This window comes from Pseudonocardia sp. (genome assembly GCF_050250275.1).
Taxonomy (GTDB): Bacteria; Actinomycetota; Actinomycetes; order Mycobacteriales; family Pseudonocardiaceae; genus Pseudonocardia.
The window spans coordinates 99,197-120,397 of the sequence record NZ_JBFWOY010000007.1 but is presented as its reverse complement, the minus strand read 5'-3'; the positions used below and the strand labels follow the sequence as shown (position 1 = coordinate 120,397).

Below are 21,201 nucleotides of genomic sequence, written 5' to 3'. Positions count from 1 at the left end.
GCACCCCGATCGCCACACCGCAGTTCTACGCAGCGGGGCGCGTACCCGTGAGCAGCGCGTTGTAGAACCAGCCCCGCGGCACCACCCGCGACAGCACGTTCTCGTCGAGCCACGACAGCCGCTGCCACCCGTGGTAGGCGAACATCGCCCACCCCCAGCCCAGCCGCCCGGTGGGCACCGCCGCCTCGAACGTCCGCACGGGCCAGCCCAGCATCGCCGCGGTGAGCTCCTCCGTCACGACGCGCACACCCTCGGCCCCCGCCGCGACCGCGGTGCGCTCCAGGTCGGACGGGTCGAAGACGTGCTGGTCGACGAGGGCCTCCAGGGCCGCCGCCCGCGAGGACTCGTCGAGCTCGGCCTGCGGCCGCCGCCAGCCCTGCAGCCCCGGCAGCCGGGTCAGTGTCGTCGTCGCCTTCCACGTCAGCATGCCGAGGCGGCGCGCGTAGAAGTCACCGATCTTCGTCGGCTCCCCCGCGAACACGAACCGCCCACCCGGGCGCAGCACGCGCAGCACCTCCCGCAACGCCGTCTCGACGTCGGGGATGTGGTGCAGCACCGCGTGCCCGACGACGACGTCGAACGTCGCGTCGTCGTAGGGGATGCGCTCGGCGTCGGCGACCCGGCCGTCGACGTCCAGGCCCAGACCGGCGGCGTTGCGCAGCGCCGCGTCGACCATGCCGGGCGAGAGGTCGGTGACCGAGCCCGCCGTCGCGAGCCCGGCCTGCATGAGGTTGAGCAGGAAGAACCCGGTGCCGCAGCCCAGCTCCAGGGCCCGCCCGTAGGGCCAGTCTGCGTCGCCCGCGACATGGCGGAAGCGGCCCGCGGCGTAGTCGATGCAGCGCTCGTCGTAGGAGATCGACCACTTCTCGTCGTACGAGCCGGCTTCCCAGTCGTGGTAGAGCACGTTGGCGAGCTTCGGGTCGGTGCGCGCGGCCTCGACCTCCGCGGCCGTCGCGTGCGGGCGGGGCTGGGGATCCGTGCTCATGGGAACCGAGGGTAGAGACCCGCCGGTGGTGTCACCGGCCGTGGCCGGCAACGCCACTCACGGTGTCAGCGGCCGGTGAACGTGGCCTTGCCGGGGCCGTTCTCGATGAACGACTGCATGCCCGCGGTGCGGTCCTCGCTGGCGAACAGCGAGGCGAACAGCTCGGACTCGATGTCCAGCCCGGTGCGCAGGTCGGTGTCGAGACCACCGTCGATGGCCTTCTTCGCGGCCGCGTAGGCGAGGGCGGGGCCCTCGGCGAACTGCGCCGCGTACGCGACCGAGCGGGAGTACACCTCGTCGGCCGGGACGACCTCGTCGACCAGCCCGATCCGCAGCGCCTCCTCGGCGTCGACGAACCGGCCGGTGTAGATCAGATCCTTGGCGATCGACGGCCCGACCAGCCGCGCGAGCCGCTGCGTCCCGCCGCCGCCCGGGAAGATGCCGAGCAGGATCTCGGGGAAACCGAGCTTGGCGTTGTCGCCTGCGATGCGCCGGTCGGCGCCCAGGACCACCTCGAACCCGCCACCGAGGGCGTAGCCGGTGACGGCCGCGACCGTCGGCTTGGGGATCGTCGAGATCGCGCCCAGGCCGGCGGAGAGCCGGCGCGCGACGGGGGCCATGTCCGAGTAGGACATCGCCGCCATCTCCTTGACGTCGGCACCCGCGGCGAAGGTCTTCTCACCGCCGTAGACGACGACGGCACGCACGTCGTCGCGCGTCGCGGCCTCCGTCGAGACCTGGAGGAGCTCCTCCTGGACCTGCCTGTTCAGGGCATTCATCGGCGGCCGTGCCAGCCGGATCGTGCCCACACCGTTGTCGACCTCGAGGCTCACGAACTCCGTCACGCCCGGACCCTAACCCCGATCGGCGGCGACCGCGGCGGAGACACCGGCCACGTCGGCCGTCGGCGCAGCCGGTCAGCGCCGGTCGGTGCAGCCGGGTCAGCGCAGCCGGGTCGGTGCAGCCGCGTCAGCGCAGCCAGGCGGTGTAGCGGCCGCGGCGGCGCTGGACGGCCAGCGGCAGCCCGAACGTCTCGGACAGGCTCTCGTTGGTCAGGACGTCGTCGAGCAGCCCGGCGGCGACGACCTTCCCCTCGCGCAGCAGCAGGCCGTGGCTGTAGCCGCGGGGGATCTCCTCGACGTGATGGGTGACCAGGATCGAGGTGGGGGCGTCCGCGTCGGCGGCGAGGGTGGCGAGGCGGCCGACGAGGTCCTCGCGCCCGCCCAGGTCGAGCCCGGCGGCGGGCTCGTCCAGGAGCAGCAGCTCGGGGTCGGTCATCAACGCCCGCGCGATCAGCGTGCGCTTGCGCTCCCCCTCCGACAGGGTGCGCCACTCGCGGTCGGCGAGCCGGCCCATGCCGAGTGCGTCGAGCAGCTCCGCCGCCCGCTTCGTGTCGACGGCGTCGTAGGCCTCCCGCCAGCGCCCGAACACGCCGTAACCGGCGCTGACGACGATGTCGCGCAACAGCTCGTCGCCCGGGACCTGCAGGCCGAGGTTGGCCGAGGACAGCCCGATCCGGGTGCGCAGCTCGAAGACGTTGACACGCCCGAGCCGCTCGCCGAGGACGTGGACCACCCCGGAGGTCGGATGCATCTCCGCGGAGGCCAGGCGCAGCAACGTGGTCTTGCCCGCGCCGTTGGGGCCCAGCACGACCCAGCGCTCGTCGAGCTCGACGGTCCAGTCGACGTCCGAGACGAGGGTGGTCCCGTTGCGACGCACCGTCACCCGGTCCATCGCCACGACGACGTCGGTGAGGTCACGCCCTGGCTCACCACCCCGGTCGGGGGCGGTGACGGACGACTCAGCAGAAGATCCGGACCGGTCCACGCCCCTATCCTCTCCTGTCGTGCCGGTGTTCCCGTTGGGTGCCCATGTCGACGGCGACGCCGTGCGGTTCGCGGTCGCGTCGTCGGCCGCCGATGCCGTCGAGGTGTGCCTGGTCGACGGCCCGGACGACGCGTTGACCGAGCGCCGGGTGGAGCTGACCGAGCGCACCTTCGGCGTGTGGCACGGCTCGATCGCCGGGGTGCGGCCGGGCCAGCGCTACGGCTACCGGGTGCACGGCCCGTACCGGCCGTGGGAGGGCACCCGCTCGAACCCGGCGAAGATCCTGGTCGACCCCTACGCCCGCCAGATCACCGGCCGGGTCACCGACGTCCGCGCCGCCCGGGGCTGGGTCGACGACCCGATGACCGGCCCGGCGGACACCGTCGACTCCCTCGGCCACGTCCCGCTGTCCGTGGTGACGGCGACGCCCGACGGCCCGGCGCGACCGCGCCCCGACGTGCCGTGGGCCGAGACCGTCGTCACCGAGCTGCACGTCCGCGGGTTCACCAAGCTCCACCCGGAGGTGCCGGAGCCGCTGCGCGGCACCTACCTCGGGCTCGCACACCCGGCGGTGGTCGCGCACCTGGTCCGCATCGGCACGACGGCCGTCGAACTGCTCCCGGTCGCGTCGATCGCCGACGAACCGCCGCTGCTCGAACGCGGCGCGCCCAACTACTGGGGCTACTCGACGCTGGGCTTCCTGGCTCCCCACGCGGGCTATGCGAGCGTGCCGGGCGCGGAGGTCGCCGAGTTCGCGACGATGGTCGACGCGCTGCACGCCGCCGGCATCGAGGTCATCCTCGACATGGTCCCCAACCACACGTGCGAGGGCGGCGTCGGCGGCACCACGCTGTCCTATCGCGGGCTCGATGCGCGGGCGTACTACTCGTTGGGCGGCAACGGATACGACGCCGACATCACCGGTACCGGCAACACCCTCGACGCGGGCTCGCCGACGGTCATCAGGCTGGTGTGCGACGCGCTGCGGCACTGGGTGACCGCCTACGGCGTCGACGGCTTCCGCATCGACCTGGCGTCGGTGCTCGGGCGGCCCCGCTCGGGCGCGTTCGACCCGCACGCCTCGCTGCTCACCGCGATCGCCGTCGACCCGGTGCTGTCGACGACCAAGCTCATCGCCGAGCCGTGGGACGCCACCGGTGAGGGCTACCGCGTCGGCGGTTTCGGGGTGGCGTGGTCGGAGTGGAACGGCCGCTACCGCGACGCCGTCCGCGACTTCTGGCGCGGCCACGGCCGCATCGGCGAGCTCGCGTCCCGGCTCACGGGCAGCTCCGACATCTACGCGCTGTCGGGGCGCCGGCCCTGGGCGTCGGTCAACTTCGTCACCGCCCACGACGGCTTCACCCTGCGCGACCTCGTCTCCTACGAGCGCAAGCACAACGAGGCCAACGGGGAGCAGAACCGCGACGGCACCGACGACAACCGGTCGCAGAACTTCGGCGTCGAGGGCGAGACGTCGTCGCCGGTCGTCCTGGCACGCCGGCTGGCGACGGCCCGCGCGATGATCGCGACGACGCTGCTCTCCATCGGCACCCCGATGCTGGTGGGGGGCGACGAGCGCTGGCGCACCCAGGGCGGCAACAACAACGCGTACTGCCTCGACGACGCGACGTCGTGGGTGGACTGGACGCCGAGCGACCTGGCCGAGGACCTGACGGCGTTCACCGCCCGGGTCGCGGCGCTGCGCCGCGCCCATCCGGACCTGCGCCGCGACACCTGGCTCGCCGACGAGGAGGCCGTGTGGTGGCACCCGTCCGGACGGCCGATGACCGAGGGCGACTGGCACTCCCACGGCGCCCGCACGATCGGCGTCCACGTCGGGGAGAGCCTGTTGCTCCTGCACGCCGACGGTGGCGCGGCGGCGTGCACGCTGCCGCCGCAGGGCCCGTTCCGCACGGTGCTCGACTCCAGCCGCGCCACGGGCCGCCCGGTGTCGGACCGCCCGTTGCCCGGGGGCACGACGATCACCCTGCCGCCGCACTCGGTCCTGCTGCTGCGCTGCTGACCGCGGCCCCCCGACCCGCGTAGGCTGCCGCTCGTGCCTCGTTACGAGTTCCGCTGCCGGGAGTGCGACGCGACCTTCGAGGTCAACCGCCCGATGAGCGAGTCCGGTGCTCCCGCGGCCTGCCCGGGTGGGCACGCCGACACGGTCAAGCTGCTCAGCACCGTCGCCCTGGCGGGCGTCGGCGGTCGCGCCGGGTCCGCCCCGCGCCCCGCCCCCGCCGGTGGCGGCGGCGGCGGGTGCTGCGGAGGCGGCTGCTGCGGCTGAGACCGGTCCCGGGTGGTGATGGTCGCCGCGGCGACCATCACCACCGGCCGGGTCAGCCCGCCAGGACGACCTTGCCCAGCTCCGCCGACGACGCGAGCAGCGGGTGGTCCGGCAGGACGCGCACGGTGTAGCCGGTCAGGCCCGCGTGCGGCAGCGGGACGACCGCCTCGAAGCGGTCCAGCCCGTCGGCGGTCCCGACGTGCTTCATCACGGCGGTCATCGTCGAGTCGAGCTCGTCGGCCTCGTCGACCCGGCCCACGACGGCCTCGACGGTGACGTCCTCGGGGGTCAGCCCGGCGAGCGCGACGGCGGCGCGCACCGTCATGGGCGCGCCGACCACCGGGGTGTCGGGCAGCCCGGAGGCGTCGACACCCGCGATCTGGAGCCGCGGCCAGGCCGCGTTGAGCCGGGCCCGGTACTCCGCGAGCGCCTTGGCCCCGGCGAAGGAGTCGGCGCCGACCTCGCGCGCGGCGAGCGCGGCGGGGGCGTACCAGTCCTCGACGTACTCGCGGACCATCCGGCTGGCCTGCACCTGCGGGCGCAGTGTCGACAGGGTGTGGCGGACCAGCTCGACCCAGCGCTGCGGGACACCTTCGCTGCGGTCGTAGAACGTCGGCGCCACCTGCGTCGCGAGCAGCTCGTAGAGGGCGTTGGCCTCGAGGTCGTCGCGCTTGACCGGGTCCTCGATGCCGTCGGCGGTGGGGATGGCCCAGCCGTTGGAGCCGTCGTAGAGCTCGTCCCACCAGCCGTCGCGGATCGACAGGTTGAGCCCGCCGTTGAGCGCGGACTTCATGCCCGACGTGCCGCAGGCCTCCAAGGGACGCAACGGGTTGTTGAGCCAGACGTCGCAGCCCCAGTACAGGTAGCGGGCCATCGACATGTCGTAGTCGGGCAGGAAGACGATGCGGTGGCGCACGGCGGGGTCGTCGGCGAACCGGACGATCTGCTGGATGAGCGCCTTGCCGCCGTCGTCGGCGGGGTGGGACTTGCCGGCGACGATGAGCTGCACCGGGCGGTGCGGGTCGAGCAGCAGGTCGCGCAGCCGGTCGGGGTCGCGCAGCATCAGCGTGAGCCGCTTGTAGGTGGGGACGCGGCGGGCGAAGCCGACCGTCAGCACCTCGGGGTCGAAGACGTGGTCGACCCAGCCGAGCTCGGGCGCCGACGCCCCGCGCTCCAGCCACGCCGCACGCACCCGGCGGCGGACCTCCTCGACCAGCCGGGCGCGCAGCGTCGCCCGCAGGCCCCACAGGGTGGCGTCGCTGATGTCGTCGGTGCGGCCTGCCTCCCCGGTCGGGCCGGGCTCCCCGAGCAGGTCGGTGACCTCGCGGGCCTCCCAGGTGTGGCCGTGGACGCCGTTGGTGACCGAGCCGATCGGCACCTCGTCGGCGTCGAAGCCGCTCCAGATCGTGGAGAACATGCCGCGCGAGACGATGCCGTGCAGCTTGGAGACGCCGTTGGCGCGCTGGGCCAGCCGCAGCCCCATGTGCGCCATGTTGAACATGTCCGGGTCCTCCTCGGCGCCGAGTGCGAGGATCCGGTCGAGGGCCACACCGGGCAGGACGGCCTCGGAGAAGTGCCGGCGCACGAGGTCGACGGGGAACCGGTCGATGCCCGCGGGCACCGGCGTGTGGGTGGTGAAGACGGTGCCGGCGCGGACGGCGGCGACGGCCTCGTCGAAGCCGAGGCCGTCGACGTCGAGGAGCTCGCGGATGCGCTCCAGTCCGAGGTAGCCGGCGTGGCCCTCGTTGGTGTGGAAGATCGCCGGGGCGGGGTGGCCGGTCGTCGCGCAGAAGGCGCGGACCGCGCGGACCCCGCCGACGCCGATGAGCAGCTCCTGCTTGATGCGGTGGTCCTGGTCGCCGCCGTAGAGCCGGTCGGTGACGCCGCGCAGGTCGGGGTCGTTGGCCTCGATGTCGGAGTCGAGCAGCAGCAGCGGCACCCGCCCGACCGCGGCCTGCCAGATCCGCACCGACAGCGTGCGGCCCTCTGGCATCCCGACCTCGACGAGCACGGGCTCGCCGGCGTCGTCGGTGAGCAGCTGCAGCGGCAGGCCCTGCGGGTCGAGCACCGGGTAGTGCTCGAGCTGCCAGCCGTCGAGCGAGAGCGACTGCCGGAAGTAGCCCGACCGGTAGAGCAGCCCGACGCCGATCAGGGGCACGCCCAGGTCGGAAGCCGCCTTGAGGTGGTCGCCCGCGAGGACGCCGAGGCCACCCGAGTAGTTGGGCAGCACCTCGCTGACGCCGAACTCCATCGAGAAGTAGCCGACGGCGGCGGGCAGGTCCTGGCCGTCCTCGACGGCGAGCTGGTACCAGCGCGGCTCGGTGAGGTACGCGTCGAGCTCGTCGGCGAGCTCACGGACACTGACGACGGTCTCCGCGTCGGCGGCGAGCTCCGCGAGCCGGGTGGTGCTGATCTCGCCGAGCAGCCGCACGGGGTCGCGCCCGGCGCGCTCCCACGCGTCGTGGTCGAGCCGCGCGAACAGGTCCTGGGTCGGCGGGTGCCAGCTCCAGCGCAGGTTCGTCGCCAGTTTCTGCAACGGGGCGAGCTGTTCGGGCAACTGGGCACGGACGGTGAAGCGACGCAGGGCTCTCACGCGGACGCAGCGTACTGATGCCGGTCGTCGGCGCACGTCCACCCGCACGCGGGACGGCTCCGGCGCGCTCGATCGGGTGGGTTCGTCCGGCCGCCCGGTACCGCGGCCGGCGGGACCGGGCCGATCGGCCGACCGCTGGTCCCGGCGACCCGACCGGCGGGCGTCGGAAGCGTCGGTGAACGACACGCCGACGTCGATGAACTGCACGTTACGACCTGCGAATTCGTGAACCCCGTTACCACCGGGACTGGACGGGGTAGCTACTGTTGTGACACACGCGACGGGTGGTGACCGGGTGGGTGCGAACCGGTCCCCGGACCCCGCGATTTCGGGGAATCTCGGCCAGACCTGGGGGTGGGCACCGATGACCGGTCGTCTCGGTATCGACGACGTGAGCCCGGCGGTCGGTGACGGACGGCATCCGGCCAAAGCCGTTGTCGGCGAGGTGATCCCGGTGCGCGCCTCGGTGTGGCGCGAGGGGCACGACGCGGTGGCGGCCAACGTCGTCTGGAAGAAGCTCGGCTCCGACGGTGAGACCACGCACGTGCGCATGGTCCCCGACGGTGTCGGCAACGACCGGTTCGTCGGCACCGTGGTCGCCGACGAACCGGGGCTGTGGACGTTCCGCGTCGACGCCTGGTCCGACCCGTGGGCCACCTGGCGCCACGGCGTGCAGGCCAAGCTCGCCGCCGGGCAGGGCGCCGACGAGCTGTCCAACGACCTCGAGACCGGCGCCCGGCTGCTGCAGCGCGTGGGTCGTCGCCCCTCCGAGCGCGACCACCGCGACCTGCTGTTCGGGGCGGCCAACGCGCTGCGCGACCACGCCCTCCCCCTCGGCGCCCGCGTCGCGCCCGCGCTGTTCCCGGCCGTGCACACGATCATGACCGAGCGCCCGGTCCGCGAGCTGATCACCCGTGGCCGCGCCCAGCAGGTCTACGTCGACCGGCCCCGCGCCCTCTACGGCTCCTGGTACGAGTTCTTCCCGCGCTCCACCGGCGGTCGCGACGAGACCGGCCGGGCGGTGCACGGCTCGTTCGTCACCGCGGGCAAGGAGCTCGACCGCATCGCCACCATGGGCTTCGACGTCGTCTATCTTCCGCCCATTCACCCCGTCGGCACCGTGCACCGCAAGGGGCGCAACAACTCCGTCAACGCCGAGCCCGGCGACGTCGGCTCGCCGTGGGCGATCGGGTCGGCCGCGGGCGGGCACGACGCGATCGACCCCGAGCTGGGCACGTTCGACGACTTCGACGCCTTCGTCGCCCGTGCCGAGGACCTCGGCATGGAGATCGCGATCGACCTCGCCCTGCAGTGCGCGCCCGACCACCCGTGGGTCACCGAGCACCCGGAGTGGTTCACCGCCCGCCCCGACGGGACGATCGCCTACGCGGAGAACCCGCCGAAGAAGTACCAGGACATCTACCCGCTCAACTTCGACAACGACCCGGCCGGGCTCTACGCCGAGGTGCTGCGGGTGGTGCTGCTGTGGGTCGAGCACGGGGTGAAGATCTTCCGGGTCGACAACCCGCACACGAAGCCGCCGAACTTCTGGCACTGGCTGATCTGGCAGGTCAAGGCCCGCCACCCCGAGGTGCTGTTCCTCGCCGAGGCGTTCACCCGCCCCGCCCGGCTCTTCGGCCTGGCGCGGCTGGGCTTCACCCAGTCCTACACGTACTTCACGTGGCGCACGACGAAGGAGGACCTGACCGAGTTCGCGCTCATGCACGCCGAGCGCGCCGACGAGGCCCGGCCCAACCTGTTCGTCAACACCCCGGACATCCTCCACGAGTCGCTGCAGACCGGCGGCCCGGCGATGTTCGCCATCCGGGCCACGCTCGCGGCCACGATGGCGCCGACCTGGGGCATGTACGCAGGTTTCGAGCTCTACGAGGGCGAGCCCGTCAAGCCCGGCAGCGAGGAGTACAAGGACTCCGAGAAGTACGAGCTGCGGCCGCGCGACTTCCAGGCCGCGCTCAACCGGGGCGAGTCGCTGGAGCCCTACGTCACGCGGCTCAACGAGATCCGCCGCGCGCACCCGGCGCTGCAGCAGCTGCGCGACATCACCTTCCACGAGGTCGACAACGACGCGATCATCGCCTACTCCCGCACCGACCCGGCCTCGGGCGACACGGTCCTGGTGGTGTGCACACTCGACTCCCACGCCACCCGGATCGGGACGACCTCGCTCGACATGCCGGCGCTGGGCGCGGGCTGGGACGACAAGGTGACCGTCGTCGACGAGGTCACCGGCGACTCGTACGAGTGGGGCCAGTTCAACTACGTGCGGCTCGACCCGTGGGAGCACGTGGCTCACATCTTCCGGGTCGTCCGCGGCTGACCGGTACGCTCCGCCCGCATGATCGCGCCGATCGTGCGGGCACGAGTGGAGCCGTGGTGAGCGAGCGCACGATCGTCGTCGACGTCGAGACCGAACCGGGGGCGGGCAGGACACCCGAGGCCGAGGGCTGGCGCACGGCGGTCGCCACCGCGATCGACGACGCCGTCGGCGCGCGCGAGGTCGACGCCGACACCCGCTACCAGGTCGAGGTGTACTTCCGCCTCCCCGAACGCGGCGACGCCCCACCCGGGCACCTCAACGAGCTGGTGGCCACCACGATCGACGCCCTCGGCGCCGCCATCGGCTGGTGCCCGCGCCGGAGCCGCCCGCACGCCGACGACGCCCGCGTCGACCGCCTGATCGCCAGCAAGCGCACCGCCCGTGGCGGCGAGACCCCCGGCGCCCGGGTCCGGGTCACCGAGATGCCCCGCATCACCGGCCGACCCGCCTGACAGGGCCCGGACAGCGGTCCGGCCTGCGGAACCCGACACCTCGCGGTACCAATGAGGCGATGCCGCCGCCGACCGCCGCCGACCGGGAGGACGTCTCATGCCCACCGATCCCGGGACCTCCGACGTGACCGTCACCCCCGACCCGCCCGCCGAGGCCACCGCCGCCGCCGACGCCGAGCTCGACGAGACGTCGTCGGACGACTTCGAACACGCGCGCACGCTCGCGGTCGACCCCGACTGGTACAAGCGCGCGGTCTTCTACGAGGTGCTCGTCCGGGCCTTCTCCGACTCCAACCGCGACGGCACCGGTGACCTGCGCGGGCTGACCGGGAAGCTCGACTACATCCAGTGGCTCGGCGTCGACTGCCTGTGGCTGCCGCCGTTCTACGACTCGCCGCTGCGCGACGGCGGCTACGACATCCGCGAGTTCCGCACCGTCCTGCCCGAGTTCGGCACCGTCGACGACTTCGTGACCCTGCTCGACGAGGCCCACAAGCGCGGCATCCGCGTCATCACCGACCTCGTCATGAACCACACCTCCGACACCCACCCGTGGTTCGAGGAGTCGCGGCGCAACCCCGACGGCCCCTACGGGGACTTCTACATGTGGGAGGACGACGACGCGCGCTACCCGGAGGCGCGGATCATCTTCGTCGACACCGAGTCGTCGAACTGGACCTACGACCCGGTGCGCGGCCAGTTCTACTGGCACCGGTTCTTCTCCCACCAGCCCGACCTGAACTACGACAACCCGGCCGTGCAGGACGCGATGCTCGACGTCCTGCGGTTCTGGCTCGACCTGGGCATCGACGGCTTCCGCCTCGACGCCGTGCCCTACCTCTACGCCCGCGACGGCACGAACTGCGAGAACCTCCCCGAGACCCACCAGTTCCTCAAACGCGCCCGCAAGGTCATGGAGGACGAGTACCCGGGCCGGGTCATGCTCGCCGAGGCCAACCAGTGGCCGTCGGACGTCGTGGAGTACTTCGGCGACCCGGACGTCGGCGGCGACGAGTGCCACATGGCGTTCCACTTCCCGCTGATGCCGCGGATCTTCATGGCGGTCCGCCGGGAGAACCGCTTCCCCATCTCGGAGATCCTGGCGCAGACACCGCCGATCCCGTCGGGCGCGCAGTGGGGGATCTTCCTGCGCAACCACGACGAGCTGACGCTCGAGATGGTGTCCGACGAAGAGCGCGACTACATGTACTCCGAGTACGCCAAGGACCCGCGGATGAAGGCCAACATCGGCATCCGCCGCCGCCTGGCCCCGCTGCTGGAGAACGACCGCAACCAGCTGGAGCTGTTCACGGCGCTGCTGCTGTCACTGCCCGGCTCGCCCGTCCTGTACTACGGCGACGAGATCGGGATGGGCGACAACATCTGGCTCGGCGACCGCGACTCCGTCCGCAGCCCGATGCAGTGGACCCCCGACCGCAACGCCGGCTTCTCCACGGCCGACCCCGGCCGGCTGTACCTGCCGCCGATCATGGACCCGCTCTACGGCTTCCAGGCCGTCAACGTCGAGGCGCAGCTGAACTCGACGACGTCGCTGCTGCACTGGAACCGGCACATGATCGAGATCCGCAAGCGGCACAGCGCGTTCGGGCTCGGCGACTACCACGAGCTGGGCGGGTCGAACCCGTCCGTGCTCGCCTACGTCCGCACCCTGCGCGGCGGGGGCGGCGACGGGGCCGACGACGTGGTGCTGTGCGTGAACAACATGTCCCGGTTCCCCCAGCCCGTCGAGCTGGATCTGTCGACATGGCAGGGTTGTCGTCCCCACGAGCTGACCGGCGGAGTGCCGTTCCCGCGGATCGGCGAGCTTCCCTACCTGCTCACGCTCCCCGGACACGGCTTCTACTGGTTCTCGATCACCCCCGAGGAGGACCCGTCGTGATCCTGCCGTCCCCCGACCCGACGGCCGAGCTGACGGCGCTGCTGGCCGAGTGGATACCGCGGCAGCGGTGGTTCGGTGCGAAGGGCCGCGCGGTCGGCTCCGTCTCGGTGGTGGCGACGACGCCGCTGCCGGTCGACGACTCCGGCGGCGTGCTCGACGTCGACCACGTCGTCGTCGAGGTCACCTTCGCCGACGGCGGGCCCGCCGCGCACTTCCAGGTCCTGGCGGCGAGCCGCGCAGGCGGTGGCAACGAGTTCGAGCACGCCGCGATCGGCGTCGTCGGCGGCCGGCTCGTCTACGACGGCCTGTGGGACCCCGCGGTCTCGGGGTGGCTGCTGCGCGCGATCCGGGAGGGCCGCGCGGTCGGCGACCTGCGGTTCGTCCCCGAACCGGGGATCGAGATCCCGCCCGCCCCGCCCGGCCGGGTGCTGGGCGTCGAGCAGTCCAACACCTCCGTCGTGTTCGGCGAGAAGTCGATCCTGAAGCTGTTCCGCCGCGTCGCCGCCGGTGGCAACCCCGACCTGGAGCTGCACCGCGCCCTGCGCGCCGTCGGCGGCACGGAGGTCGCCACCCTGCAGGGCGCGGTCGAGGGCGTGCTCCACGGCAGGGGCGCCGTGCTCGGCATGCTGCAGGACTACGCGTCGAACTCCGCCGAGGGCTGGGCGATGGCGCTCGCGTCGGTGCGCGACCTGCTCGCCGAGGCCGACCTGCGCGCCGACGAGGTCGGCGGCGACTTCGCGGCCGAGGCCAACCGGCTGGGTCAGACCATCGCGGTCCTGCACTCCGACCTGGTCCGCGCACTGGGCACCGCCGAGCGCGACCCGGGTGAGATCGCCGCGGCGATGCGGGCGCGGCTCGCGGTCGCCGCCGCCGACGTCCCCGCCCTGCAACCGCACGTCGCGGCGATCCGGGCCGTCCACGACGACCTCGCGGCGCTGCCCGCTCCCCTGCCGGCGCAGCGCGTGCACGGCGACCTGCACCTGGGCCAGGTGCTGCGCACCCCGCTGGGCTGGCTCGTCATCGACTTCGAGGGCGAGCCCGCGACGCCCCTGGAGCTGCGAATGCGCCCCGACTCCCCGCTGCGCGACGTGGCGGGGATGCTGCGCTCGTTCGACTACGCCGCCAACCACCAACTGCTCGAGACCGACGAGCCCGAGCCCGACCAGCAGCGGGTGTGGCGGTCGGCCGAGTGGGCCGACCGCAACCGGTCGGCGTTCCTCGACGGGTACGCCGCGCGCACGGGGAGCGACCCGCGCACGCACGAGCTCGTCCTGCGGGCCTACGAGCTCGACAAGGCCGTCTACGAGGTCGTGTACGAGACCCGCAACCGGCCGACGTGGGCACCCATCCCGCTGCGCTCGATCGCGCGTCTCCTCGAGCCGTCCCGCCACTCGTCCGCCTCGCCGATCGATTCCGTTCAGTAACTGAACCAGACACACGTAACTCTCTCGGCGTCCCACTTGAGGAGATTTTCGCCGGAGGTGTAACACTGCGTGGGCTTTCGGCGCTGGGAGGCCCGGATGTCCGGGCGGAGCTCCCCACCGCCCGGCCGCCATGCAGTAGGAGGACGTGTGCACGCTGTTGCCGCCGAGGTCGCCGGCGCCGACGTCGCGGTGCCCCGTGCCCGCGAGCCGCACGCCCCCGTAGCGGCCGCCGCCACGTCGACGCGGAGCCACGGCGAGCTCGACAGCGCGCTGGCGGCGGCCTGCGAGGGCGACGAGGGCGGGTTCGTGACGCTCTACCGCGACCTGCAGCCGAGGCTGCTGCGCTACGCCACCGCGCTCGTCGGCAACGACGCCGAGGACGTCACGGCCGAGACGTGGTTGCAGATCGCCCGCGACCTGCCCCGCTTCTCCGGCGACGTAGACGGCTTCCGCGGCTGGGCGTCCTCGATCTGCCGCAACCGGGCCATGGACGCCGCCCGGTCCCGCTCACGCCGCCCGGTCACCGCGACCGACATCGACGTCCTCGCCGAGCACCCCGCCCCCGGCGACGCCGCCGGCTCCGCACTCGAGGCCATGTCGACGCGCGAGGCCATCGCGCTGATCAGCGAGCTGCCCCAGGACCAGGCCGAGGCCGTCCTGCTGCGCGCCGTCGTCGGCCTCGACGCCCCCTCGGTCGCGACCGTGCTCGGCAAGCGCCCCGGCGCCGTCCGCGTCGCCGCCCACCGCGGCCTGCGCAGGCTCGCCAGGATGCTCGACGAGGGGCAGGTGCCCCGTGCCTGACGGACCCGCCACCCTCACCGGCCGCCACGCCCTGCGCGCCTCCGGAACCCGGACGCTGCTGCCCGCCGACGTCGCCGACCTCCTCCTCGACGGCGACCCGGGCCCGCATCCGATCACCTCGATCCTCACCGCCGCCCGCAGGCCCGGCACCGCGCACGAGCTGCGCGGCGAGGCCGCGGCCCGGCAGGCGTTCGCCGACGCGCTGCCCCTCGCGACACCGGTGCCGCTGCCGGACGCCCGCGAACGCCGCGGGCGGCACCGCCGGATGCGTCTGCGCACCGTGGTGACGGCCAAGGTCGTCGGTGTCGCGGCGCTGACACTCACCGCGGGCGGTGTCGCCGTCGCCGCGACCGGCCCGTCCGGGGCACCCGCCGAGGAACGCCTGTCCGACGGCGCGGTCCCCAGCGCCGACGCGGAGCCGGGCGCCGACCGGACGGCCACCGGGCGGGCACCCGCTCCGGGGCACGCCACCGGGCCGGCGGGCCGGGCCGAGACCTGCGGGCCCGTCACCGGGGCCGCGATCGCCGACCTCTCCCGTGACTGCGCGGACCCCGGGGACACCGGCGCCGACGGACCTCCCGACGAGCAGCACGAGGGCCACGCGACGATGGCGTTCGGCGCCCCCCGCGGCGACGCGGCGCCCGACGGCCCGCCCCGGTCCGCGCCCGCCGCCGCGCTCCCGGCCCCGCCCCTGACGGCCCCGCCGCCCGCCGGCACACCGCCCGCCGCGCAGGACCCGACCGGGGGCACCGGCGGTGCCGGGGCGGGCGCGCCCGGCTCCGGGCAGCCCCCGACCGACACCGGTGGTCCCGGTACCCCGGGCTCGGGACCATCGGGTCCGGCGACACCGGGCTCCGGGGCGGCCGGTCCCGGGACGCCCGGTCCGGGGACGCCGGACTCCGGGACGTCCGGCTCCGGGACGTCCGGCTCCGGGGCGGCCGGCTCCGGGAGCCACGGCGCCGGCCACCACCGCGAGAACACACCACCGCGGCACGGCGAGGGCGCCGCGAACCTCCACGCCCCACCGGCGGGAGACACCCGCACCCCGGTCACGGGACGGGACGCGCCCCCCAGCCCCTGACCCCCACGACGCGCGGGTGGCACCGGCCCCCTTCCCGGTGGGACCACCCGTGCCGGTCGCCGACCTCCCCGGAGGACGGCGAGACGTGGCCGTACCGCAGACGCCCCCCGACTGCGGTACGGCCACCCGATCGGCGGCCCCGCCCCACGCAGCGCGGCCCAGCCGGGAGCACTACGGTTCACGGGTGGATCGCGAGGACACCAACACCCGGACGATCGGTTCCGAGACAACAGGTTCGCATGCGCCGGACCCCCGCACCGTCGACCGTCTGCTCGGCGGTGCCCACCACAACCCCCACGGCGTCCTCGGCGCGCACCCCGGCCGCGACGGCACCGTCGTCCGCACGCTACGCCCGCACGCCGACGCCGTGAGCGTCCTGCTCGGCGGCGACGCCGACCGCGCCCACCCGCTGACCAAGGTGCACGACGCCGGGCTGTTCTCCGGCGTCGTGCCCGGAACACCCGACGACTACCGGCTGTCGGTCACCTTCGGTGAGGACACCTACGTCGTCGACGAGCCGTACCGGTGGCTGCCCACGCTCGGCGAGGTCGACCTGCACCTGATCGCCGAGGGCCGCCACGAACGGCTGTGGGACGTCCTCGGCTCCCACGTCCGCAGCTACGACACCCCGGCCGGCACCGTCACCGGCACCAGCTTCGCGGTCTGGGCGCCCACCGCGCAGGGCGTGCGCGTCACCGGCGACTTCGACGGCTGGGCCGGCTGGGCCCACCCGATGCGGTCCCTGGGCAGCTCCGGAATCTGGGAGCTGTTCGTGCCGGACGTGGGCGTCGGCACCCGGTACAAGTTCCGCATCCTCGGCCAGGACGGCCGCTGGCGTGACAAGGCCGACCCCATGGCCTTCGCCACCGAGATCCCGCCCGCGACGGCGTCGGTCGTCACGGCCGCGACGCACGAGTGGTCCGACGGCGAATGGATGACCGCCCGCGCGGACCGGCGCGCACACGCCGAGCCGATGAGCGTCTACGAGATGCACCTCGGCTCCTGGCGCCCCGGGCTCGACTACCGCGGGATGGCGCACGAGCTCGTCGAGTACCTGGACGAGACGTCGTTCACCCACGTCGAGCTGCTCCCCGTCGCCGAGCACCCGTTCGGCGGGTCGTGGGGCTACCAGGTCACGTCCTACTACGCGCCGACCTCACGGTTCGGCTCGCCCGACGACTTCCGCTACTTCGTCGACACCCTCCACCAGGCCGGGTACGCCGTCATCGTCGACTGGGTCCCCGCCCACTTCCCGCGCGACGAGTGGGCGCTCGCCAAGTTCGACGGCGGCCCCCTCTACGAGCACGCCGACCCCCGCCGCGGCGAGCAGCCCGACTGGGGCACGCTCGTGTTCGACTTCGGGCGTCGCGAGGTCCGCAACTTCCTCGTCGCCAACGCGCTGTTCTGGTGCGAGGAGTTCCACATCGACGGGCTGCGCGTCGACGCCGTCGCCTCGATGCTCTACCTCGACTACTCGCGCGCCGACGGCCAGTGGCTGCCCAACATCCACGGCGGCCGGGAGAACCTCGACGCCGTCGCGTTCCTGCAGGAGATGAACGCGACCGTCTACCGCAACCACCCCGGCGTCGTCACCATCGCCGAGGAGTCGACGGCCTGGCCCGGCGTCACCCGGCCCACCCACCTCGGCGGGCTGGGCTTCGGGTTCAAGTGGAACATGGGCTGGATGCACGACACGCTCGACTACACCGCGCACGATCCCATCCACCGCAGCTTCCACCACAACCAGATGACGTTCTCCCTGATGTACGCCTTCAGCGAGAACTACGTCCTGCCCATCAGCCACGACGAGGTCGTGCACGGCAAGGGCTCGCTGTGGACGCGCATGCCCGGCGACGACTGGAACAAGGCCGCCGGTGTCCGCGCCCTGCTCGCGTTCATGTGGGCCCACCCCGGCAAGCAGCTGCTGTTCATGGGCGGCGAGTTCGGGCAGGTCCGTGAGTGGTCGGAGCAGCGTCCGCTCGACTGGGAGCTGCTCGAGGACCCGCTGCACGGCGGTATCCGCTCCCTGGTCGGCGACCTCAACCGCGCCTACCGTGCGCAGCCGTCGCTGTGGGCGCTCGACACCTCACCCGCCGGGTTCTCCTGGATCGACGCCAACGACGCCTCCGGCAACGTGCTGTCGTTCCTGCGCCACAGCGGCCGTGACTCCGACGACGGCACCCCGACGGTGCTGGCGTGCATCGCCAACTTCTCCGGCACCCCCAACGAGAACTACCGCGTCGGGCTGCCCTTCGCCGGGCGGTGGCGCGAGCTCGTCAACACCGACGCCGAGGTCTACGGCGGCTCCGGCGTCGGCAACCTGGGCGTCGTCGAGGCGGAGCGGAAGCGCTGGCACGGACGGCCCGCGTCCGCGGTCCTGCGGCTGCCCCCGTCAGGGGTGCTGTGGCTGGTGCCCGACAACACCGGTGGCCCCGTGCACCGCGGCGCCGCCGCCACGGTCGCGGCGGCCGACACGCCCCCGAGGCCGACGCCCGTCACCGAGCCGCCGGTCGTCCCGGTCCCCGAGGGTGCGGGTCACGCACCCGTGCCCGGTGCGCCGGGCGCCCCGGTGCACGACGCCGATCCCGACGAGGTCAGCGAGGCCCGCGACATCGAGGTGCCGCCCGCCCCGTCCGTCCCCTCGCCCCGGCCCGACGCGCCGGCCCGCACCGACGAGGCCAGCAGCAGCGACACCCAGTAGGACAGCAGGATCGCGGCGTAGAGCGAGCGGCCGACGGGCGACCACGCGTCCCCGTCGGCCCACAGCGCCCCCCACGACACCGGGATCACCGGCACCGCGAGCAGCACCGCCGCGACAGGTCGCGACCAGCGGAGCGGCCGCGTCATCGCCGGCAGCCGCCCGCCCAGGGAGACCAGCACGAGCACCCCCGGCCACAGCAGCAGCAGGTAGTTGTGCCAGGCGATCGGCGCCGCCAGCAGGCCCGCCGCCACCACGGCCCACGGTGCCGTCCCCGCCGGGTCGGCCGCGCCGGTCCGGGCGCGCCTGCCCAGCACCACCAGCGTCGCCACCAGGAGCAACCCGCCGGCGACGGTCCCGATCGTCGACGACGACCCGAACCGCACCGCCACCCCCGGCAGCGCCGCATTGTCGACGACGTCGGGTACCGCCGTCGTCAGCCCGATCCGCAGCCACTCGATTCCGCTCGACCAGCCGGCCGCGGCGACCCCGACCAGAGTGGCCACGGCGGCGCCGGCGATGCCCGCCGCGCCCGGCCGCCACCGGCCCTGCACGAAGGGCAGCAACAGGATCGGCGCCAACGACGGCTTGAACGCCACCGCGACCCCGTAGAGCACCGCGGCGAGCACCGGACGCCCGCGACGCTCCGCGATCCAGCCCGCCGCCAGCGCGACGAGCAGCAGCCCGTAGATCTGGCCCAGCAGCAACGTGCCGTGCAGCGGCGACGACAACAGCAGCGCCGTCAACGCCGCCGCGGTCCAGGCCTTCCCGATCCGCAGCTCCCGCGCCACCGCCCACACCGCGCCGACGATCAGCACCACCGTCAGCACCACCCACAGCCGGTACGCGGGCAACGCCTCCAGCAACGCGAACGGCGCCAGCAGCAGCGACAGCACCGGCGGGTTCAGGTTCGTCAGCTTGGCCGGCGTCCGGTAGATGTCGTCGCCGTGCAGCAGCGCGACGGCCGAGTGCCAGAACGTGTCGAAATCGGGGTGCAGCTCCCGCATGTCCGCCGACGGCACCATGCTCAGCAGCGCGGGCGGGTAGCGGACCGCCAGCGTCACCGCCACGCCGAGCGCCACGAGCACCAGCACCGCCGCGGCGATCCGGCCCGGGGTGAGCGGGCCCCGCACACGGGCGGCCACGACCTGGCCGCGGGGCTGGGAGTCCGACACGACCGTCGACGGTAGCGACGCCGGCCCGGCCGGTCGCGTCCGGGCCCACCGCGCGCCCGGTCCGGTGACGTCCGTCGCCACCCGGACCCGGGTCCGGGCGAGGGGCCCCGCCGGGCCCCCGGTGTCGATCCCGGCCCTCACCGGCGGCTCCCTCCGGTGGGATCCCGCACTCCGGCCCCACGACGGCCTCCCGACGATCACAATGAGACGGTGCTGCGGGCGCCACGAGCTACGACGACGGTCGCGCTCGTCCTGTCGCTCGTGATCGCCACGCTCGCCGCGGCCTGCGTCGGCCCGACCCCGCCGCCGACGGCCGACCCGTCGGCCCCGCCGTCGACCGCGGGCGTCGCCGCCACCGTCCCGCCCCCCGACCCGGCGCTGCCGGGCCGCAGCACCGACGAGGTCGCCCGGCTCACCGTCGACGCCCTGCAGTCCTACTGGCGCGCCGCCCTGCCCGCCGATCTCGGCCGGCCGTGGCGCGACGTCGCCACGATCGCGCCCGTCCACGTCGACGACCCCGCCGCGCCCGCGCCGCCCTGCGCCGCCAAGGCCGCCGACCTGCGCGGCAACGCCTTCTACTGCCCCGCCGCCGACGCCGTCGTCTGGGACGCCGACGAGCTCCTGCCGCAGCTGCGCGACCGCTTCGGCCCCGCCGGGGTCGTCGTGGTGCTCGCCCACGAGTTCGGGCACGCCGTCCAGACCCGCACCGGTGTCGACGAGGCCCAGCGCGCCGATCCCGCCGCGCACCCGACGATCCTGCTCGAGGCCATGTCGGACTGCTACGCCGGCGCGGTGATCCGCCACCTCGTCGACGCCACCGCCGCCGGTGGCCCCGTCGACCTACCGATGCGCGCCACCGAACGCGACGCCGCCCTCCGCGCGCTGGTGACCTTCCGCGACCCGCTCGGCACCCTCGCCGCCGACACCACCGCCCACGGCAACGCCTTCGACCGGCTCTCCGCCGTCGAGGACGGCTACGACACCGGCCCGGCGGCCTGCGCCGGGATGACCCTGGCCGACCGCGAGTTCACCCAGCGCAGGTTCGGCTCGGCCGCCGACCGCGCCCGCAACGGTGACCTGCCCCTCGACCGGCTCGTCCCCGCCGTCTCGGGCGACGCACGGACCTGGTTCGACGGCCTCGTCGCGGCCGGGGGCACAGCGGGCTGGAAGGCGCCCGACCCGCGGCCCGCACCGCCCTGCCCCGACGCCGGCCCGCAGGGTCCCGTCGCGTACTGCGCCGCCGACGGCGGCGTCGTCACCGACCTCGCCGCGCTGGGCGAGCTCCAGAAACGCTCGGGCGACTTCGCCGGCGCCACCCTGATCGTGTCCCGCTACGCGCTCGCGGCCCGCGCGGCCGCGGGCCGGTCCGCGACCGGATACGACGCCGGCCGGTCCGCCGTCTGCCTCGCGGGCGCGTGGACGGCCCGCCTCGTGGACCCCGCCGGCGGGTTCGGCCTCTCCCCCGGCGACCTCGACGAGGCCGTCGCCGTCCTCCTCGACGAGGACTGGGCCGAGACCGACGCCGTCGGCACCGTCGACCCCGCCGACAACGGCTTCGAACGCCTCGGCCACTACCGCCGCGGGTTCGACGGCGGCCCGGGAGCGTGCGGCCTCTGAGCCCCGCTCCCGGCCCTCACCGG

Annotated in this window: 14 protein-coding genes and 1 pseudogene; 10 read left to right on the top strand and 5 right to left on the bottom strand. The window is 73.9% G+C overall.

Annotated elements, in window-relative coordinates:
* Nucleotides 1-25 precede the first annotated feature (25 nt).
* From AB7F12_RS09310 to AB7F12_RS09300, 3 genes are all read right to left on the bottom strand, one after another.
* Nucleotides 26-985, bottom strand: a complete 960-nt coding sequence (locus AB7F12_RS09310; RefSeq protein WP_428496539.1) for a class I SAM-dependent methyltransferase — start codon at nucleotides 983-985, stop codon at nucleotides 26-28.
* A gap of 65 nt (nucleotides 986-1,050) precedes the next feature.
* Nucleotides 1,051-1,830 carry an enoyl-CoA hydratase/isomerase family protein gene (locus AB7F12_RS09305; protein WP_428496538.1) on the bottom strand — a complete coding sequence of 260 codons (780 nt, stop codon included), beginning with the start codon at nucleotides 1,828-1,830 and terminating at the stop codon, nucleotides 1,051-1,053.
* 124 nt (nucleotides 1,831-1,954) lie between these two features.
* On the bottom strand, nucleotides 1,955-2,719 hold the full coding sequence (locus tag AB7F12_RS09300) for an ABC transporter ATP-binding protein (RefSeq protein WP_428496574.1): 765 nt from the start codon (nucleotides 2,717-2,719) through the stop codon (nucleotides 1,955-1,957).
* Nucleotides 2,720-2,831: 112 nt separating this feature from the next.
* On the opposite strand from AB7F12_RS09300, the gene glgX reads away from it, so the two are divergent.
* On the top strand, nucleotides 2,832-4,835 hold the full coding sequence (gene glgX, locus AB7F12_RS09295; RefSeq protein WP_428496537.1) for a glycogen debranching protein GlgX: 2,004 nt from the start codon (nucleotides 2,832-2,834) through the stop codon (nucleotides 4,833-4,835).
* Between the two features lie 33 nt (nucleotides 4,836-4,868).
* Nucleotides 4,869-5,099, top strand: coding sequence for an FmdB family zinc ribbon protein (locus AB7F12_RS09290; RefSeq protein ID WP_428496536.1), 231 nt, complete (start codon nucleotides 4,869-4,871; stop codon nucleotides 5,097-5,099).
* Nucleotides 5,100-5,151: 52 nt separating this feature from the next.
* Here AB7F12_RS09290 and glgP read toward each other — a convergent pair whose 3' ends face one another.
* Nucleotides 5,152-7,692: an alpha-glucan family phosphorylase gene (gene glgP / locus AB7F12_RS09285; protein WP_428496534.1), complete on the bottom strand. Its 2,541-nt coding sequence runs from the start codon at nucleotides 7,690-7,692 to the stop codon at nucleotides 5,152-5,154.
* A 364-nt stretch (nucleotides 7,693-8,056) separates the two neighbouring features.
* Here glgP and AB7F12_RS09280 point away from each other — a divergent pair, with 364 nt between their 5' ends.
* The 7 genes from AB7F12_RS09280 (at nucleotide 8,057) to glgB (ending at nucleotide 18,389) form a co-directional block, all read left to right on the top strand.
* Nucleotides 8,057-10,030: an alpha-1,4-glucan--maltose-1-phosphate maltosyltransferase gene (locus tag AB7F12_RS09280; RefSeq protein WP_428496533.1), complete on the top strand. Its 1,974-nt coding sequence runs from the start codon at nucleotides 8,057-8,059 to the stop codon at nucleotides 10,028-10,030.
* Nucleotides 10,031-10,086: 56 nt separating this feature from the next.
* Nucleotides 10,087-10,482: a hypothetical protein gene (locus AB7F12_RS09275; protein ID WP_428496532.1), complete on the top strand. Its 396-nt coding sequence runs from the start codon at nucleotides 10,087-10,089 to the stop codon at nucleotides 10,480-10,482.
* Between the two features lie 97 nt (nucleotides 10,483-10,579).
* Complete coding sequence (gene treS / locus AB7F12_RS09270; protein WP_428496531.1) at nucleotides 10,580-12,382, top strand: maltose alpha-D-glucosyltransferase; 1,803 nt, start codon at nucleotides 10,580-10,582, stop codon at nucleotides 12,380-12,382.
* Complete coding sequence (locus tag AB7F12_RS09265) at nucleotides 12,379-13,806, top strand: maltokinase N-terminal cap-like domain-containing protein (RefSeq protein ID WP_428496530.1); 1,428 nt, start codon at nucleotides 12,379-12,381, stop codon at nucleotides 13,804-13,806. The genes treS and AB7F12_RS09265 overlap by 4 nt, the downstream gene beginning before the upstream one ends.
* Before the next feature lie 147 nt (nucleotides 13,807-13,953).
* A complete protein-coding gene (locus tag AB7F12_RS09260) occupies nucleotides 13,954-14,607 on the top strand; it encodes an RNA polymerase sigma factor (protein ID WP_428496529.1) in 654 nt (217 codons plus the stop codon).
* Nucleotides 14,600-15,688 (top strand): hypothetical protein, encoded by a 1,089-nt coding sequence (locus AB7F12_RS09255; protein ID WP_428496528.1) that lies wholly within the window; start codon nucleotides 14,600-14,602, stop codon nucleotides 15,686-15,688. The genes AB7F12_RS09260 and AB7F12_RS09255 overlap by 8 nt, the downstream gene beginning before the upstream one ends.
* Before the next feature lie 214 nt (nucleotides 15,689-15,902).
* Nucleotides 15,903-18,389 carry a 1,4-alpha-glucan branching protein GlgB gene (gene glgB, locus AB7F12_RS09250; RefSeq protein WP_428496573.1) on the top strand — a complete coding sequence of 829 codons (2,487 nt, stop codon included), beginning with the start codon at nucleotides 15,903-15,905 and terminating at the stop codon, nucleotides 18,387-18,389.
* A gap of 236 nt (nucleotides 18,390-18,625) precedes the next feature.
* Here the strand turns inward: glgB and AB7F12_RS09245 are convergent.
* Nucleotides 18,626-19,393, bottom strand: a pseudogene (locus AB7F12_RS09245) (glycosyltransferase family 87 protein); the annotation flags it as partial.
* Nucleotides 19,394-19,771: 378 nt separating this feature from the next.
* Between AB7F12_RS09245 and AB7F12_RS09240 the strand changes: the two are divergent.
* Nucleotides 19,772-21,178 carry a neutral zinc metallopeptidase gene (locus AB7F12_RS09240; protein ID WP_428496527.1) on the top strand — a complete coding sequence of 469 codons (1,407 nt, stop codon included), beginning with the start codon at nucleotides 19,772-19,774 and terminating at the stop codon, nucleotides 21,176-21,178.
* Nucleotides 21,179-21,201: the final 23 nt, after the last annotated feature.